The sequence below is a fragment of the Rhodococcus sp. USK13 genome (assembly GCF_018343855.1).
Lineage (GTDB): Bacteria > Actinomycetota > Actinomycetes > Mycobacteriales > Mycobacteriaceae > Rhodococcus_F > Rhodococcus_F oxybenzonivorans.
In genome coordinates this window covers 2,629,227-2,645,906 of the sequence record NZ_CP069242.1, presented here as the reverse complement: position 1 = coordinate 2,645,906, position 16,680 = coordinate 2,629,227, and the positions used below count along the sequence as shown (strand labels likewise).

The window sequence follows — 16,680 nt, the reverse complement described above, 5'->3', positions numbered from 1 at the left end:
CGGATGGAATTTTATGCCCTGCTACCAGGATCGATGACTTCGGTGTCCGTTTCGGAGTGAGCCAAGACCAGCTCTACGGACAAAGCTGGTTCCGTTCACCGATCAATGGCCAAGAATCAACGGGACACATCGGGATTCTCATCACACTCGGCATTTTTCGAATAATGCCCAGCACTCCATTCTCCGCACGAAAGGGCATATCCAGATATGAGGCAATTCTTCGTCATCCTCGCCGCTGCACTGATCGCAATGGCCGCAAGCACCGGCTCGGCCGGTGCAGTGGAAACGACACCCCAGACCAGCACAACCACGGCGGCCCTCACCTCGGACACGACCGTTTCCGCCGGCGTGATCGGGGTCGCAAATCCTGCCGACGCCGAAACCGCTGCGCCGTCGGCGGCCGGGTCGATCATCGTGCGGACGATTCGGGAATGCGGGATCGGAGCGCTCGTGGGAAAGACGACCGACGAACTGTCGTTGCAGAACGTCATCGTATTCGTCAACGCCGTAGGGCAGAGGCTGGCCGCGGTCGCCGCGGGCCCGCTGGCCATCATCACCGTCGCCGCCTACGGCTGCATCGAACGCGCCCTCACGAGCCTGCGCCCGGACAGCGGAGAACGCTGATGCACGTGACCTCGATCGATCGCTACGACATCGAACCCGGCACGCTCACAGAATGGACCCTGCTACCAACTGCGGCTTCACTGAAGTCGGATATTCCGCCCAGCTACAACCAGCGTTTCCACCTCGACACCGCCCGGGCACACGGATTCGGTCGCAGCGTGTGGATGGCAGGCAGCCTGGATCTGCCGGGCACACTCGACCGCAGCGCTGTACGGCGCACATTCGAGATATTCATCCGTAGGCACGATGCACTGTGGACGGGCTTCGACGTCCATCCCACACGCATCGAGCGCCTCATGGTGCCACCTGATGCCGTTGCGCTGAAAGAATCACATCCCGTCCGGTTCGACAACCCCGTGTCGCTCCGCGCACACCTGCGCACCCGCTTCACCGCGGAGTGCGACCCCCTGACGTTTCCCGCCTATCTTTTCGCCATCGTGCAAAGGCCCACATCGAGCACCGTCATCGCGGCGTTCGACCACACCATCGTGGACGGGCTGTCCCTCGTGATCGCGTTGCGCGAATTACGGCAGATCTACGACCTGATCACGTCAGCACCGGCGACGGACGACACGCAGATCGGAAAGGTGCTCGGCGACCCGGGAAGTTTCATTTCGTACTGTGAAACGGAAGCCGTGGATACGGCCATCGACGACAGCGATCCGAGAATCCGGGCGTGGTCGAACTTCTACGAGCGCTGCGGTGGGACAGCTCCCACATTCCCCTTGGACCTCGGCGTCGAGCAGGGAAGACCGGCGCGGCAGGCGTCCGATGTCCGGGTGATCCTCGACGGTCCCAGCACCGCACGGTTGGAAGAGAACTGCCTACGAGCAGGAGGCAGCATGTTCACTGGTGTGCTGAGCGCAATCGGCACCGCGTTGCAACGGGAAGGCGGCCCGCTCCACCTGCCACTGCAGTTTCCCCTGCACACCCGCCACAATCACCGGTGGAAGGACTCCATCGGGTGGCTCACTGCCACTGCCCCGATCGTGGTTCCGGTGTCAGCGGACGGGTCGTTCGAGTCGACGCTGACCGGCACTCACGCGTCGTTCCGCACCGCACTCTCGCTGAAGGGGCTGTCCATGGAACAGGTGCGTCGTGGAGTGGGTGACGGATACCGGCGAACCCGAACCGACCTGTTCATGGTCTCGTACATCGACTACCGCAAAGTCGCCTGCCCCGAAGAGCTTCGGGCGATGAACGCACACCACATCAGCAATGTGACGGTGTGCGATGACGCTCAGTTCTGGGTGTCGCGTACCGGAGAGGGGCTGTCGTTACGTTCGCGATATCCCGATACGGCGACGGCGCATTCCACGATCTCCCGGTTCCTCGATCAACTGGAATCGGTGTTCACCGAGGTCGTCCGCAACGACATCACGACACCGGTCCCCGCGTATTCGTAATACGCACCGACTCGCTCCCCGAAGTGGCAGCGACGGGGTGATCACCCATCTTCCCGTCGCTGCCCTGAGTCAGTTCAGTCCGAGATCTGCGAGGCCGAGCAGCGACCGGTACTCCAGCCCCTCGGCCGCGATCACGTCGTCGGCTCCGGTGGCGCGGTCGACGACGGTGGCAACACCGACCACGGTGGCGCCCACGTCACGGAGCGCCTTCACCGCGGTCAGGGGGGAATTGCCGGTGGTGGTGGTGTCCTCGACGACGAGAACCCGCTTGCCGACCACGTCCGGTCCCTCGATCTGGCGCTGCATCCCGTGCGCCTTGGCTGCCTTACGGACGACGAACGCGTCGATCGGCCTGCCCGCCGCGTGCATGACGGCCATCGCCACCGGGTCGGCTCCCATCGTGAGTCCACCCACCGCGTCGAAGTCCCAATCCGACACCAGCTCACGAAGCAATTTCCCGATCAGCGGGCCGGCCTCGTGATGCAGCGTCGCGCGGCGCAGGTCCACGTAGTAGTCGGCTTCCTTGCCCGAGGACAACGTCACTTTGCCGTGCACTACAGCCAGCTCCCGCACCAGCGCGGCCAAATCCTCGCGATCACTCATGACAGAAACCCTACCCACCGCTACGTGCGGCCACGGCCCCGGCCGACCACGTTGGTGAGGCGACGCACAACGCTCTTCGGGACCAGCCGTCCCACCGAAGTAAGCACCTTGTACTGGGCGCCCGGGACGCTGACGACCTTTCCCTTCTCGAGATCCGCCAGGGAGGCCGCCACCACTTGCTCGACGCTGAGCCACATGACCTTGGGGATGGAAGTCATTTCGATTCCGGCGCGTTCGTGGAACTCGGTGCGAATGAATCCCGGGCACAACGCCTGCACGCGAACACCTGTCCCCGCCAGACCTCCCGACAACCCCTCGGAGAACGAGATGACATACGCCTTGCTTGCCGAGTAGGTGGAGCCGCGGCCGGAGAGAAGCCCGGCCACACTGGCCACGTTGATGACAGTGCCGTTGGCCGACGCGATCATTGCCGGCAGCGCCGCCCGGGTGAGCTGCATGACGGCAGTGACGTTGACATCGAGCTGAGCTTGCAGCAGCCCGGGGTCGGCGGTCCAGAACTCACCGGAGGTGCCGAAGCCCGCGTTGTTGACCAGTACATCGACGCCCTGGTTCAGACGCCCGGCCACTTCCAAGCGACCCGCGGTCGTCGCCAGATCGGCGGGAAGGATCTCGCACTCCGTGTCGAACCTCGCCTTGGTCTCGGTGGCGAGCTCGCGCATCCGCCCTTCGTCACGGGCGACCAGCACCAGGTCGTAACCCAGCGAGGCGAACTTGCGGGCGAACCCCGCGCCCAGCCCGGAGGTGGGGCCGGTGACGAGGGCGACCGGTCGCGTGGGGGTGTCGTCGGAAGCGGACGGGAGGTCGGCGGAACTCGAAGGCGTCGACATACCGGTGACGGTAGCAAGGCGCGGCACGCCTGTGCGCGGTTAACGAGTCCCTGGACTCGTCAACCACTCACGGGCGGGCGCGCCCCTGGGGAGGACGACCACCGGCCGGCGGGTGCGGCGCCGAGGCACGCCCTTCGGCTGGGCGCCCCTCGGCTGGGCGCCCTTCGGCTGGACGTCCCGCGGCTGGGCGTCCTTCGCGCAGTCGCGGCCGGCCCGGGTCGTGAGGTTGACGATCGAGTTCGCGTGGCTCGATGACCGGCGGGAGGACGTGCAGCAGACCGGACAGCCGGGCCACCGCCTCGATCGCCGAATCCCATTCGCGCCCGGTGCTGTTGATGGGCAGCGAACCGAGGGTCCACTCCCCCTCACTCCACAGCATGTTCACGTGCGGAGGAACCGACTCGGTGAAGGCGACCATCCGCTGATCGCAGACGCGGCGCGCGATCTCGAGGTCAGTGGCGAAAACGACCCGCGGCCCGATGGCCCCCAGCAACTCGAGGTCCGCATCCTTGGGCGGCGGCGTCGACTTGAGCCGGAGGTCGATGTCGACATCGGAGCCCACTTTGCGGTGCACCGCGACGATGGTCGCGGTTTCCTCCAAGTCGAACAGGATGAACGACTCACCCCGACGTTCGCCCCGCACGACATCGAGGGCGCTGAGGTACTCCTGCTTGGCCATAGCGGCGCGGTGGAATTGGGCCGGCAACCGTTCTTCGACGCTCTCGTAGGTGTAGCCCTGAGCCTTCGCCCAGATCTGCCGCACACGGCCGGTCTGATCGCGCCGCGAGCGATCGAAATAAAGCAACACACACGCGCCTGCGAGTGCGATCAACGCCAGTACGAACCACATTCCCGTCATCGGTGATCAGCCTAGCGAGTCGACGGCGCAATCGGACCATGCGGTACCGGGACACCCCGTGTCGGACGGCCCCGAGGACACGATGGTCAGTTGCCACCGAGCCGGGGCAGCTCCGTGCTGATGATCGTCTCCGCCATCATCGAGCCGTTCTCGATCTTGGTGCCCTGAACCATGACGGTGAATCCGGGCTTCAGATCGGCGACGGTGGCCCCGTCCAGGGCGATCACGTTGGTCTGGGGGTTGGTCTGCACCGTCACCTGTGATCCGCCGATGGCGTCGAGGGTCAGCGTCGTGCCGTCGTTGGCGCTGATCGTTCCGAAGGCAGCACCCGCCTCGCCGATGGCCTCGCCGATTCCGCCGGGGAGTTGGTCGAGCGGCGACTCGGATGTCGTGGACGGGGGCGCGCTGGTCCTCGGCGGTGCGGTGGTCGCAGGCGGGCGTGACGTGGTTGGTCCCGCCACCGTCGACGACGAGGAGTTGTTCGGCGCCGACGTGAAGAGCGCGATACCGAAACCGATGACGGCGATCAGCAGCAAGGCGGCTGCAGCGCCGGCAATCCACGTGGCGACGCGGCGCGGCTTCTTGTCGTCAGGTTCCTCGCCCGGCGGCTGAGGCGGGTACTGGGGGTTCGGGTACTGGGCATGGGAATATTGCCCGGTGGGATACCCGCCGTAGTACTGCTGCGCGTCGTACGGCGGATAGGCCTGCGTGGCGTTGGGAGGCGGCGCCCCCGAGTCGAATCTGGGGTCGTACGGCGGGAGCGCCTGCGTGGGGTTCGGCTGGTTCTGCCCGTACGCCGCGGTGGGGTCGGACGTGTAGAACTGTTGCGTGGGCTGTTCGGGGGTGCTGCCCAGGTACTCCGTCCGCTGCTCGTCTCGCGACCACGACTCCGTGCCGTCGGGTCCCGATGTCGCCGAGTCGTCGTACGCGCGTTCCTGAGGAGTACGCGGATCGTCGGAGTTCGTCATGGTCGGGGCCCCTCCCTCGGGGTGTGGTTGCCGGTCGAACATGCTCGTGCGGCCTTCACGCGCAGCGCGGCCCGTTCGGGGGTTCAGGGTAGTAGCGCAACTTAAGACGGCCCTGTGAAAACAAGGCGTGAGCGGCAAGGCGCGCCGGGCGCACCTCGCCACTCACGGGCGGGTCAGCCGAGGACCAGCGAATCACCGTTCTCGGACACCTTCACCGGCACGGTGTCACCGTCTTTGACCTCACCGGCGAGGAGCTTCTTCGCCAACTGGTCGCCGATGGCCTGCTGAATGAGTCGCCGCAGCGGCCGGGCACCGTACATGGGGTCGTACCCGCGAACCGCCAACCAGAACCTCGCGGAGTCGGAGACGTCCAGGGACAGCCGCCGCGCCTCGAGGCGGTGGGACAGCTGGTCGAGCTGGATGTCGACGATCGCTTCGAGCTGTTCCTCCGACAGGGCGTCGAAGATCACGACGTCGTCGAGACGGTTGATGAACTCCGGCTTGAACGCGTGCCGCACCGCATCCATCACCTGTTCCTTGGTTCCACCCGACCCCAGGTTGGAGGTGAGGATCAGGATGGTGTTGCGGAAGTCGACGGTGCGCCCCTGCCCGTCGGTGAGCCGGCCGTCGTCGAGTACCTGGAGCAGGATGTCGAAGACGTCGGGGTGGGCCTTCTCCACCTCGTCGAACAGCACGACCGTGTACGGGCGTCGGCGCACGGCCTCGGTGAGCTGGCCGCCCGACTCGTACCCCACATATCCGGGCGGGGCACCGACGAGACGGGCCACCGAATGCTTCTCGCTGTACTCCGACATGTCGATGCGCACCATGGCGCGCTCGTCGTCGAACAGGAAGTCGGCCAGCGACTTCGCGAGCTCGGTCTTACCGACACCGGTGGGGCCGAGGAACAGGAACGAACCGGTGGGCCGGTTGGGGTCGGCCACCCCGGCGCGGGCCCGCCGGACGGCGTCGGACACCGCTTGCACAGCCTCCGTCTGCCCGACCACACGTTTACCCAGTTCGGTTTCCATGCGCAGCAGCTTGGCGGTTTCGCCTTCCATCATGCGGCCGGCGGGAATGCCGGTCCACGCTGCCACCACGTCGGCCACGTCGTCGGGACCCACCTCTTCCTTGAGCATGACGTCGCCGTCGCCGGCGGCGCCGGACTCACGGGCCGCCTGCTCGAGTTCCTTCTCGAGCTGCGGAATCTTGCCGTACCGCAGTTCGGCTGCGCGGCCGAGGTCGCCGTCGCGTTCGGCGCGCTCTTCTTCTCCGCGCAGGTTTTCGAGCTGCTCCTTGACCTCGCGGACGGAGTCGATGGCCTGTTTCTCGTTCTGCCACCGCGTGGTGAGCTGGTTGAGCTTCTCTTGCTCGTCCGCGAGTTCCTGGCGCAGCTTGTCGAGCCGTTCCTTCGACGCCTCGTCGGACTCCTTCTGCAGCGCCATCTCCTCGATCTCGAGGCGACGGACGATACGTTCGACGGTGTCGATCTCCTCGGGACGGGAGTCGATTTCCATCCGCAGCCGCGACGCCGCCTCGTCGACGAGGTCGATGGCCTTGTCGGGGAGGAACCGGGAGGTGATGTAGCGGTCGCTGAGGGCGGCGGCGGCGACCAGCGCGGAGTCGGTGATGCGCACACCGTGGTGCACTTCGTACCGTTCCTTGAGTCCGCGCAGGATGCCGACGGTGTCCTCGACGGAGGGTTCGCCGACGAGGACCTGCTGGAAACGCCGTTCGAGGGCCGCGTCCTTCTCGATGTGCTTGCGGTACTCGTCGAGCGTGGTGGCGCCGACGAGCCGAAGTTCACCGCGGGCCAGCATCGGCTTGATCATGTTTCCGGCGTCCATCGCGGATTCACCGGTCGCACCGGCGCCGACGATGGTGTGCAACTCGTCGATGAACGTGATGACCTGGCCGGCCGAGTTCTTGATGTCGTCGAGAACTGCCTTGAGCCGTTCTTCGAACTCGCCGCGGTACTTGGCGCCCGCCACCATCGAACCGAGGTCGAGGGAGATGACGGACTTGCCGCGCAGCGATTCGGGAACGTCGCCCGCGACGATGCGCTGAGCCAGCCCTTCGACGATGGCGGTCTTACCGACACCCGGCTCGCCGATCAGCACCGGGTTGTTCTTGGTCCGGCGGCTCAATACCTGGACGACTCGACGGATTTCGTTGTCGCGCCCGATCACGGGGTCGAGCTTGCCTGCCCGTGCCGCGGCGGTGAGGTCGGTCGAGTACTTCTCGAGCGCCTGGTATGTCCCCTCGGGGTCGGGGCTGGTGACGCGAGCGCTGCCACGGACGGTGGTGAACGCGTCGCGCAGGGCCTCCGGGGTGGCACCGTGCCGTCCGAGGAGGTGAGAGACGTCCGAGTCGCCGGACGCGAGCCCCACCATGAGGTGCTCCGTGGACACGTACTCGTCGTCGAGTTCGGTGGCGAGATGTTGCGCAGCGGTGATGGCGCCGAGGGCTTCGCGCCCCAACTGCGGTGTGGTGGTGGCCCCGGATGTCTTGGGCAGCCGGTCGACCAAGTTCTGAGCTTCGCGATGGACCGCGGTGGGATCGACCCCGACCGCTTTGAGCAGCGGTGCGGCGATGCCGTCGGTCTGATCGAGCAGGGCCACGAGTAGATGCGCGGGCCTGATGTCGGGGTTACCGGCCGACGACGCCGACTGGAGCGCAGCGGTCATCGCGGCCTGGGTCTTGGTGGTCGGATTGAACGAGTCCACTGGTCACCTCTTCTGGCGAAGTAGAGCGGTCCGTCGCCGGAGCCGGGAGGGACCTGGCGACGCTGTCACTCTTCTTAACGCACGAAAGGTTGAGTCTGTTCCGCTCAACTTTGGATTTTTTGGAGTTCCTCCACCATCGTGCCCACTTTCAGGCGCCGATCGCAGCTGCCATCATCGGCCACGAGGTGTAGAGGTCCTCTTTCCAATACTCCCAGGAATGGGTGCCGGCCGGCCGGAGGTCGACCGTGACGGGGATGCCGAGCGTGTTCAGCTTCTCGGCCAGCCGAACCGTGCAGTCATTCGTGACGGCCTCGATTACTCCGCCGACCACCACCTGGGTGGCGAGGGTGCCGCGGTCGCCGCCGACCGTGCGGGACTCCAACGTGTCGTGCTTTCCGGGGAATCCGGTTCCGTTGGACAGATAGAGGGTGGTGCCCCGAAGTCGTTCGGCGTTGACGAACGGATCATTGGCGATCCACAGCGGGTCGTCGGCGGGGCCCCACATGTTCTCGGGGTTGCCACCGAAATCCGCGACGGTGATCTCGACGTATCGGCGGGCCACGGGATTGCTGGTCATCGCGCAGCCGCTGTAGGCGCCGACGCTTCGATACAGTCCCGGCCGCGCGATCGCGAGATTGAGCACGCTCGTGGCGGACATCGACAGCCCCGCGACCGCATTGCTTCCGCTGGCATCGAGGGCGGAATCGAGGATGGGCGGCAGTTCCTCGGTGAGGAAGGTCTGCCACTTGTTCCTGCCCAGCTTCGGGTCGTCCCGCTTCCAATCGGCGTAGTAACTGGACTCGCCGCCGAACGGAATGACCACATTGACGTCCTTGTCAGCGAAGAAGCGCCCGACGTCTGCCCGGGGTTCCCACCCGTTCTTCTCGGAGTTACCCTCCACGCCCCCGAGCAGGTAGACGGTGGGACGCTGCGCCGACGCGGCCGGAAACACGCGAACGGTGATGTTCTTGTCCATCGCGGCCGAATGGACGATGAAGTCGGCCTGCGCATCCCCCACCGACCTGACCTCGACCAGCCGCGATCCGTCCGCGGCCTGGTCGGCCGTGATCGTCTCGATAGCTCCGCGAGGCTCCGCCGCTGCTGTCGGCAGGCCCGTCAGGGCCGCGAGCACCATGGCCAGCACCCCCGCGGCCACCGTCGACGGCCGCCTGACGACACCGCCGCGCCGCCGTGGACCGCCCAGTATTGCACCGTCAGCCCGCATGGCCCCCCCTGATTTCCTCCCGACCGGTACCGGATGCATATCGTGCCTTGTCGGTCACGATCGCCCACGCGCGACCCGCCGAATCGGCCTGCGGTTCGCCGGAAGTGAGTTTTGCCGTAACCCGGAGTCCCGTCGACCGAAGGCTAGAATGCAGTGGTTCGTATCGACACGCACGACACAGGGGACGGCTTGACACGAGATTGCCTCGATCCGCTCGTGATTTCGCGTCTGCGCGCAAGCTTTTCGTCGATCCTCTCCACCGAGCAGGGGCGCACTCGCCTCGCCACCACCTTCTACTCCACGCTCTTCGCCGAGCATCCCGAGTTCCGGTCACTTTTCCCAGCGGCGCTCGATCAGCAGAAGCACCGACTGTTCCAGGCGCTCGAATTCGTCATCGACAATCTCGAGGACCAGGACCGCGTCCTCGGATTCCTCGCCCAGCTGGGCCGCGATCACCGCAAGTACGGCGTCGAAGGCCGGCACTACTCGGCGTCGGCGAGAGCCTTACTCGTCGCTGTCCAAGATTCGTTCACCCGGGCGATCTGGACCCCGTCCCTCACTACCGCCTGGTCGGAACTGATCGAGTTACTGCTCCACACGATGGCCGATGCCGCCGACAACGACGACCTCCCCGCAGCGTGGGGAGCCACCGTCGTCGGCCACGAACGACTCCTCGACGACCTTGCGGTGGTCCGGCTCGAGGCCGACTCCCCGATCCCTTACGCGGCCGGCCAGTACCTCAGCGTCCAGATCCCGCAACGCCCTCGCCTGTGGCGGTACTTGTCCGCGGCCATTCCCACCAACCCGTACGGGCAGATCGAGTTCCATGTGCGTCGGGTGTCGGGCGGCTGGGTCAGCCCGGCCATCGTCAACGAGACGCAGGTGGGTGACCGTTGGCTGCTGAGCTCACCACTCGGCGGGCTCGAGGTCGATCGCGCCGGCGGCCGCGACGTACTCATGATCGGTTCGGGGACCGGTATTGCTCCCCTGCGCGCGCAAGTGATGGACATGGCCATGAAGGCCCAGAATCCGCGCGTGCACCTGTTCGTGGGCGGCAAGTACCCCTGCGACCTCTACGACATCGAGACGCTCTGGCAGCTGTCGCTCAGCAATCCGTGGCTCACCGTGGTGCCCGTCTCCGAGGAAAACGAGAACCCGTGGTGGCATGCCGTACCCGTTCCCGACGAGCCACCGGGCCTGCATCGACGACTACAGGGGCGGCTCGGGCAGGTGGTCGCCCGGTTCGGGTCGTGGGCCGACCGGCAGATCCAGATCTCCGGTTCGCCCGCAATGATCAAGACCACCGTGTATGCGTTGCAGGGCGGCGGCACACCACCGGAACTGATCCGACACGATCCCCTCGTCTAGGTCCTCGGCCCGCCGATTCGCCAGCCACATCCGAAGTCCGGTTCCACGTCGGGAGAACAGCACACACATGCACGCCACGCAGACCACCTGGACCAGCACCGTCGTCGAACATCACCGCCTGCGACAAGATCTTGCGGTGATCCGCCTCGTCGGCGAGTACGTCCCGTTCCGGCCGGGTCAGTATGTCGACGTCAGCGTGCCCCAGAACCCGCGATTGCTGCGGAGGCTGTCGCCGGCGCTGCCCCCGTCACTGGACGGCAAGCTGGAGTTCCATGTGCGGACCGTGCCCGGCGGCTGGGTGAGCGGCGACATCGTGTCGGATACCGAACCCGGCGACCAGTGGCAGATCCTCGAACCTCGCGGAACGATGTCGGTCGACGAGGACGGGCCGGACGTGATCATGATCGCCGGAGGCACGGGGTTGGCCCCCTTCCGGTCCATCTTGCTGGACCTCGCGCGGAACCCGAATCCGCCGCGGGTCTTCCTGTTCGTCGGCGACCGGACGCCGCGGGACCTGTACGCGTCCGACATGCTCTACCTGCTGCTGCAGAACCTGCCCTGGCTCACCGTGGTCCCGGTGGTGGAGAGCATCGCGAATCCCGACTGGGCCGACGAATGGCACGAGCGGACGAGGGTGGACGTCGGGTTCTCCGACGACGACCTCATCGAGGGCACCCTTCCCGACGTCGTGACGTCCTACGGGGCCTTCACCGACCATCAAGTACTGGTGTGCGGGTCGGCAGCCATGGTGCGCGCCACCCTGGACCGCCTGCGAGATACCGGAACACCGGCCGAGAACATCCAGTACGACCCGTACTGACCGGGCGGGATCAGTACGACGGATCGTGCCGGATGTTCTCCGGCGGAGTTCCCGCCGCCTGCAGCCGGAACCTGGTGGTATTGATCATCGCCTCGGAACCGACCAACTGGATGTCGCGCTCGGACCACGTCCCGAAGTCCGCGACGACCTGGCCGACCTTGCCGGTGAGCCTGCGGTGCATGCCGGGCAGCGTCGCGCTGCTGGGACCGGTGTACCACCAGGGGTCCTCGTCTTCTTCGGTGACGGGCACGACGGTGAGCCACGGATTCTGTTCGGCAAGAGCCCACAGCGTGCCCAGGTCGTACAGGTCGCAGGGATAGCGGCCTGCGAAGAACAGATGTACCCGAAGATTCTGCGGGCGCCGGGCCATGTCGAGTATCTGGGCGCGCAGCGGGGCGATGCCGGTACCCGAACCGATCATCAGGACGTCGCGGCCGTTCTCGAACCGGACTCCGAGGTCGCCGAGCGGTGATCCGACCACCCACCGCTCACCCACCTGTGTCTGGGTGACGATGGCCGGACTGACCCAGCCGCCGGACACCCGGCGTATGTGGAATTCGATGATGCCCTCGTCGTTGGGCGGGTTCGCCGGCGAGAGATAGCGCCACATCCTGGGCCGTGAGGGCACCTGCACACTCACGTACTGGCCTGGGTTGTAGCTCATCGGCTCGTCGAGTCGGAGCCGGACCACCGAGATGTCCTTGCGAACCGGTAGATGCTCGATGACGGTGGCACCCCACGCCGGCGGCCCCGACTCGGCGTTCGCGGCGTCCATCATGGTGGCGGCGATGACGGAGAGCACGTCACGCCACGCCTGCTCGAGTTCGTCGGTCCACGGCTCGGTGGACGGAAATTGTTCCACCGCGGCGATCAGGGAATTGCCCACCGCGACGTAGTGCGCGTCCTGGACGCCGTACTTGCGGTGGTCGCGGCCGAGCTGCGCCAGATAGGTGAGGATCTGCCCGGACTGCTCGAGGCGGTCGATGACGTACTGGACAGCGGAGATCAATCGGTCGCGCTGCACATCCATCGCCGCAGGGAAGAAGTCACGTGTCTCCGGATACCGTGCAAACAACAGGGCATAGAACGACCCCGACAGCGTCTGCGGCCCGTCCGGTACTGCTGCAATTGCTTTGAAGCTCGACCGGACCAGGGATATTGCCTGTGAATCCACCGCGCATCCTCGTCACCGACTGAACGCGGCCACGCCGCGAAGTACTTGGGCAGACTATCGGTGCGGCGGCTGTGCCGCCGACCAGGTCCCTCGATAGATGCCCAGGTCCCGCTAACCGACCGACCGGTCCGACGTCTCCCAGTAGCGCGCCCGCAGCGCCTTCTTGTCCAATTTGCCCAGAGCCGTCACCGGAATTGTCTCGACGAAATCGACCGACTTGGGCGCATGAACCGACCCCTTCGCCGCCCGCACCCTTTCGACGAGTTCCGCCGCCTCGACACTCTGCCCGGCGCGCAGAACGACACAGGCCTTGACTGCCTCGCCCCACTTCTCGTCCGGAACGCCCACGACGGCGACCGAGCCGACGGCGGGATGCGCCGAGATCACGTCTTCGATCTCCCGGGGGAACACGTTGAAGCCGCCGGTGACGATCATGTCCTTCTTGCGGTCGACGATGGTCATGAAACCGTCTTTGTCCTTGCGCGCGATGTCGCCCGTGTGCAGCCATCCACCGCGGAACGCCTCGGCAGTCTCCTCGGGCTTCTTCCAGTACCCCTTCATGACGAGTGGACCGCGGACACAGATCTCCCCGAGTTCACCTTGCGGAACTTCGTTGAGATCGTCGTCGAGCAGCGCCACCTTCAGCCACGGCACCGGCCGGCCGCAGGTGGCGAGCCTGCTGGGGTCGTTGGGTAGATGCTCCTCTTTACGCAGAACCGCAATGGTCATGCCGCATTCGGTCTGGCCGTAGAACTGAAAGAAGATCGGCCCGAACTTCTCGATACCTTCCTTCAGCCTCGCCGGCGACATCGCCGAGGCGCCGTAGAACAGTGTCTCCAGGCTCGACACGTCGCGCCGGGCGAGGTCGGGATGATCCATCAGGAGGTAGATCATCGTGGGCACGAGCATGGTGGCCGAGATCTTGTGTTTCTCGATTGCTTCCAGCACGGCACCGGGCTCGAACGCGGGCAGCACGATCAGCGCGCCACCGCGCAGCAGGGTGGGAATGAAGAAGGCGGCGCCGGCATGCGACAGCGGCGTGCAGATGAGGAAGCGCGGCTCTTCCGGCCATTGCCACTCCGCCATCTGAATTTGATTGAGGGTGGCGCCGGACTGGTAGGACCCGACGACGCCCTTGGGCTTGCCCGTCGTGCCGCCGGTGTAGACCATGCTGCTGTTGTCGTCGGCGTCCACCTCTGCCGCGCGCAGGCGTTGCGGAGTAAAAGTGGCCGCGAGCGCCAGGATGTCGATACCGACCTCGGACGGCCCCAGCGACAACACGTTCTCGATGGAGGAACACTGCTCCTCCAGCTGTGCCGCGCGGTCCTCGAAAGCGTTCGGGTCGAAGATCAGAGTTTCGATCTCGGCGTCACCGACGATGTAGAGATGGTCGTCGAGCGAACCCATCGGGTTGAGGGCACTCGCGCGGCAGCCGGAGATCATGGTGGCGCCCATGCTGATGAGAACCTCGGGCCGGTTCTTGGACAGCATCGCCGTGCTGGTGCCCTTGCCGATTCCGAGCGAGGCCAGTGCCTGCGCGAAGCAACTGATCTGATCGCGCATCTCACCGCCGGTGAGCACGACGTCGCCGAGGTACAGGGCCGGCTTGTCGGTGTTGCGTTCCAGCGCGGTGATGAGGAGATCGGCCGCGAAGGCGGGGCGATGCAGTTGTGCGAGCTCGTCGGTCATCAGTCGTCCTTTTCGTTCCCGCGACGCCGAGGCGCTTGGTCCGGCGACCTGGTGTCCGTTGTCCTCCGGTCCCCGACACCATAACCGGATTTCGGCAAAACTGGAACCTGTTCCACTGATGCGATGGGGTCGTCGTCGGCCACCGCTTCCCCTTTACCCGAGAGCATGCGGGGCGGTTCCGTTAACGTGAAGACATGGGTTCGAACGAGACGACCGCCGAACGTATCGCCGACGCGGCCGGGCGCGCACAGGTGTCCGTCGCGACTGCCGAATCACTGACCGGCGGCCAGATTTCCTGCGTCCTCGGAGCCGCGCCGTCGTCGTCGGATTGGTACAAGGGCAGCATCGTCGCCTACTCCAGCGAAGTGAAGCATCGGGTACTGAAGGTGCCGGAGGGCCCAGTCGTGAGCGAGGCCAGTGCCCGCGCCATGGTGGCAGCGGTCGCCGAGATACTCGACGCCGACGTCGCTGTTGCGGTGACGGGTGCCGGTGGACCGGACCCGCAGGACGGTCAGCCGCCCGGCACCGTGTGGTTCGGCGTCATCGCAGGCGGCGAGGTCAGCGCCGAGTTGCAGCACTTCGACGGCGACCCGAAGGACGTGGTCGACGCCACCACCGAGCATGCGCTCTCGCTCCTCGCGAAGACCCTCGACGGACTGTCCGACTGACGCCTGCGGGCGCACGCCCCGATTGAGCCCGTCCTCCCCGGGTACCCGTGCTCGAAAGGGCACCACCCACGTGAGGAGGATCCCGTGCCGAAGACCACCCAGAGTGGAAAGCCGAAGAAGAGCGAACTTCCCTCGACGCTGCAGAAGTCACCGGACAAGGCCCAGCGCACGTTCACGAAGGCCTACGACTCGGCGATGGACGAGTACCACGACGAAGAGCGCGCCCACCGCGTCGCCTACGCGGCGCTCGAGCACAGCTTCGAGAAGGTGGGAGACCACTGGGAAGCGAAGGACGAGAAAGGCCCTTCGGACAAGCGGGCCGAGAACGGCGGCCCGAACGCGTCGGGAGAGACCGCCGAGGGAGTCGACGCCAACGCCAGCAAGGACCACCTCATGGACATTGCCCGCAGGCTCGATGTTTCCGGTCGATCGACGATGAAGAAGGACGAACTGGTGGAGGCCATCAAGAAGGCGAATCGGAGAGCGCGATGAGGGCGGTGACCTGGCAGGGCAAGCGGAAGGTCAGCGTGGACACCGTCCCTGATCCGGTGATCGAACAGCCCACCGACGCCATCATCGAAGTCACGACCACGAACATCTGCGGGTCCGACCTCCATCTCTACGAGGTGCTGGGCGCCTTCATGAAGCAGGGCGACATCCTCGGTCACGAGCCCATGGGCATCGTCCGTGAGGTGGGGTCTGCAGTCACCAATGTTCGGGTCGGGGACCGCGTCGTCATCCCGTTCCAAATTTCTTGCGGCGCTTGCTACATGTGCGATCAGAAGTTGTATACCCAGTGCGAGGTCACACAGATTCGTGAGCACGGGTCGGGTGCGGCCCTGTTCGGGTATTCGAAGCTGTACGGCAGCGTGCCGGGCGGCCAGGCGCAGTACCTTCGGGTCCCGCACGTGGCGAACACGCACATCACCGTGCCCGAAGGACCTCCGGATTCGCGGTTCGTCTACCTGTCCGACGTGTTGCCGACCGCCTGGCAGGCGGTGGAATACGCTGCCGTACCCGACGGCGGTTCCGTCGTCGTTCTGGGGCTCGGCCCGATCGGGGACATGGCGGCACGCATCGCAGCGCACAAGGGTTTTCGGGTCATCGGGGTCGATTTCGTCCCCGAGCGCCTCGCCCGTGCGCAGGCACGGCAGATCGAGACGGTGGACTTGAACGATGCCAAGGACGATCTGGGTGACGTGATCCGCGAGATGACCGATGGGCGTGGCCCCGACTCCGTCATCGACGCGGTGGGTATGGAAGCACACGGGTCGCCGGGTGCGAAGCTCCTCCATCAGATGACGTCCTTATTGCCGGACGCCATCGCGGGACCGCTGATGACGACGGCCGGAGTGGACCGGTTGCACGCGCTGTATTCGGCCATCGACATCGTCCGCCGGGGCGGCACGATCTCCCTGAGCGGTGTGTACGGCGGAATGGCGGACCCCATGCCGATGCTCCGTTTGTTCGACAAGCAAATTCAGCTCCGCATGGGGCAGGCGAACGTCCTGCGGTGGGTCCCGGACATCCTTCCGTTGCTCACCGACGACGACCCACTGGGCGTCGACACCTTCGCCACTCACGAGCTTCCGCTGGATCAGGCGCCGCACGCCTACGAAATCTTCCAGAAGAAGCAGGACGGCGCAGTGAAGATTCTGCTGCGGCCGTAGTCCGTCCGGCCTTCTTGCACGAAAACCCTTCG

At 65.8% G+C, this 16,680-nt stretch carries 15 protein-coding genes; 7 read left to right on the top strand and 8 right to left on the bottom strand.

Annotated elements, in window-relative coordinates; translation table 11 throughout:
• The first annotated feature begins 207 nt into the window (after nucleotides 1–207).
• Together JQT59_RS14745 and JQT59_RS14740 are read left to right on the top strand one after the other, a co-directional pair.
• Nucleotides 208–624, top strand: a complete 417-nt coding sequence (locus tag JQT59_RS14745) for a hypothetical protein (protein WP_213576756.1) — start codon at nucleotides 208–210, stop codon at nucleotides 622–624.
• Nucleotides 624–2,030 carry a condensation domain-containing protein gene (locus JQT59_RS14740; RefSeq protein ID WP_502939824.1) on the top strand — a complete coding sequence of 469 codons (1,407 nt, stop codon included), beginning with the start codon at nucleotides 624–626 and terminating at the stop codon, nucleotides 2,028–2,030. The genes JQT59_RS14745 and JQT59_RS14740 overlap by 1 nt, the downstream gene beginning before the upstream one ends.
• Before the next feature lie 69 nt (nucleotides 2,031–2,099).
• Here the strand turns inward: JQT59_RS14740 and pyrE are convergent, their stop codons facing one another.
• The 6 genes from pyrE to JQT59_RS14710 all read right to left on the bottom strand — a co-directional run bounded on the left by pyrE (nucleotide 2,100) and on the right by JQT59_RS14710 (nucleotide 9,169).
• Nucleotides 2,100–2,633 carry an orotate phosphoribosyltransferase gene (gene pyrE, locus JQT59_RS14735; protein ID WP_213576754.1) on the bottom strand — a complete coding sequence of 178 codons (534 nt, stop codon included), beginning with the start codon at nucleotides 2,631–2,633 and terminating at the stop codon, nucleotides 2,100–2,102.
• Between the two features lie 20 nt (nucleotides 2,634–2,653).
• Entirely contained in the window at nucleotides 2,654–3,481 is an 828-nt protein-coding gene (locus JQT59_RS14730; RefSeq protein WP_213576753.1) for an SDR family NAD(P)-dependent oxidoreductase, read from the bottom strand.
• A gap of 67 nt (nucleotides 3,482–3,548) precedes the next feature.
• Nucleotides 3,549–4,331: a TtfA family protein gene (locus tag JQT59_RS14725; RefSeq protein WP_249354610.1), complete on the bottom strand. Its 783-nt coding sequence runs from the start codon at nucleotides 4,329–4,331 to the stop codon at nucleotides 3,549–3,551.
• A gap of 95 nt (nucleotides 4,332–4,426) precedes the next feature.
• On the bottom strand, nucleotides 4,427–5,308 hold the full coding sequence (locus tag JQT59_RS14720) for a DUF5666 domain-containing protein (protein ID WP_213576751.1): 882 nt from the start codon (nucleotides 5,306–5,308) through the stop codon (nucleotides 4,427–4,429).
• Between the two features lie 173 nt (nucleotides 5,309–5,481).
• Nucleotides 5,482–8,034 (bottom strand): ATP-dependent chaperone ClpB, encoded by a 2,553-nt coding sequence (gene clpB, locus JQT59_RS14715; protein ID WP_213576750.1) that lies wholly within the window; start codon nucleotides 8,032–8,034, stop codon nucleotides 5,482–5,484.
• A 148-nt stretch (nucleotides 8,035–8,182) separates the two neighbouring features.
• Entirely contained in the window at nucleotides 8,183–9,169 is a 987-nt protein-coding gene (locus JQT59_RS14710; RefSeq protein WP_249354608.1) for an alpha/beta hydrolase, read from the bottom strand.
• A gap of 306 nt (nucleotides 9,170–9,475) precedes the next feature.
• On the opposite strand from JQT59_RS14710, the gene JQT59_RS14705 reads away from it, so the two are divergent.
• Nucleotides 9,476–10,627 (top strand): globin domain-containing protein, encoded by a 1,152-nt coding sequence (locus tag JQT59_RS14705; RefSeq protein WP_159927470.1) that lies wholly within the window; start codon nucleotides 9,476–9,478, stop codon nucleotides 10,625–10,627.
• 67 nt (nucleotides 10,628–10,694) lie between these two features.
• Entirely contained in the window at nucleotides 10,695–11,447 is a 753-nt protein-coding gene (locus JQT59_RS14700; RefSeq protein ID WP_213576748.1) for an FAD-binding oxidoreductase, read from the top strand.
• A 10-nt stretch (nucleotides 11,448–11,457) separates the two neighbouring features.
• Here the strand turns inward: JQT59_RS14700 and JQT59_RS14695 are convergent, their stop codons facing one another.
• Nucleotides 11,458–12,621 (bottom strand): globin domain-containing protein, encoded by a 1,164-nt coding sequence (locus JQT59_RS14695; RefSeq protein WP_159924812.1) that lies wholly within the window; start codon nucleotides 12,619–12,621, stop codon nucleotides 11,458–11,460.
• A 111-nt stretch (nucleotides 12,622–12,732) separates the two neighbouring features.
• Nucleotides 12,733–14,310, bottom strand: a complete 1,578-nt coding sequence (locus tag JQT59_RS14690; protein WP_213576747.1) for an AMP-binding protein — start codon at nucleotides 14,308–14,310, stop codon at nucleotides 12,733–12,735.
• 194 nt (nucleotides 14,311–14,504) lie between these two features.
• On the opposite strand from JQT59_RS14690, the gene JQT59_RS14685 reads away from it, so the two are divergent.
• From JQT59_RS14685 to JQT59_RS14675, 3 genes are all read left to right on the top strand, one after another.
• Complete coding sequence (locus JQT59_RS14685; protein WP_159924808.1) at nucleotides 14,505–14,978, top strand: CinA family protein; 474 nt, start codon at nucleotides 14,505–14,507, stop codon at nucleotides 14,976–14,978.
• Between the two features lie 84 nt (nucleotides 14,979–15,062).
• Nucleotides 15,063–15,470, top strand: a complete 408-nt coding sequence (locus JQT59_RS14680; RefSeq protein ID WP_213576746.1) for a ChaB family protein — start codon at nucleotides 15,063–15,065, stop codon at nucleotides 15,468–15,470.
• The gene (locus JQT59_RS14675) at nucleotides 15,467–16,648 is read left to right on the top strand and encodes a zinc-dependent alcohol dehydrogenase (protein WP_213576745.1); all 1,182 of its coding nucleotides are present in this window, start codon (nucleotides 15,467–15,469) and stop codon (nucleotides 16,646–16,648) included. The genes JQT59_RS14680 and JQT59_RS14675 overlap by 4 nt, the downstream gene beginning before the upstream one ends.
• The last annotated feature ends 32 nt before the right edge of the window (nucleotides 16,649–16,680 follow it).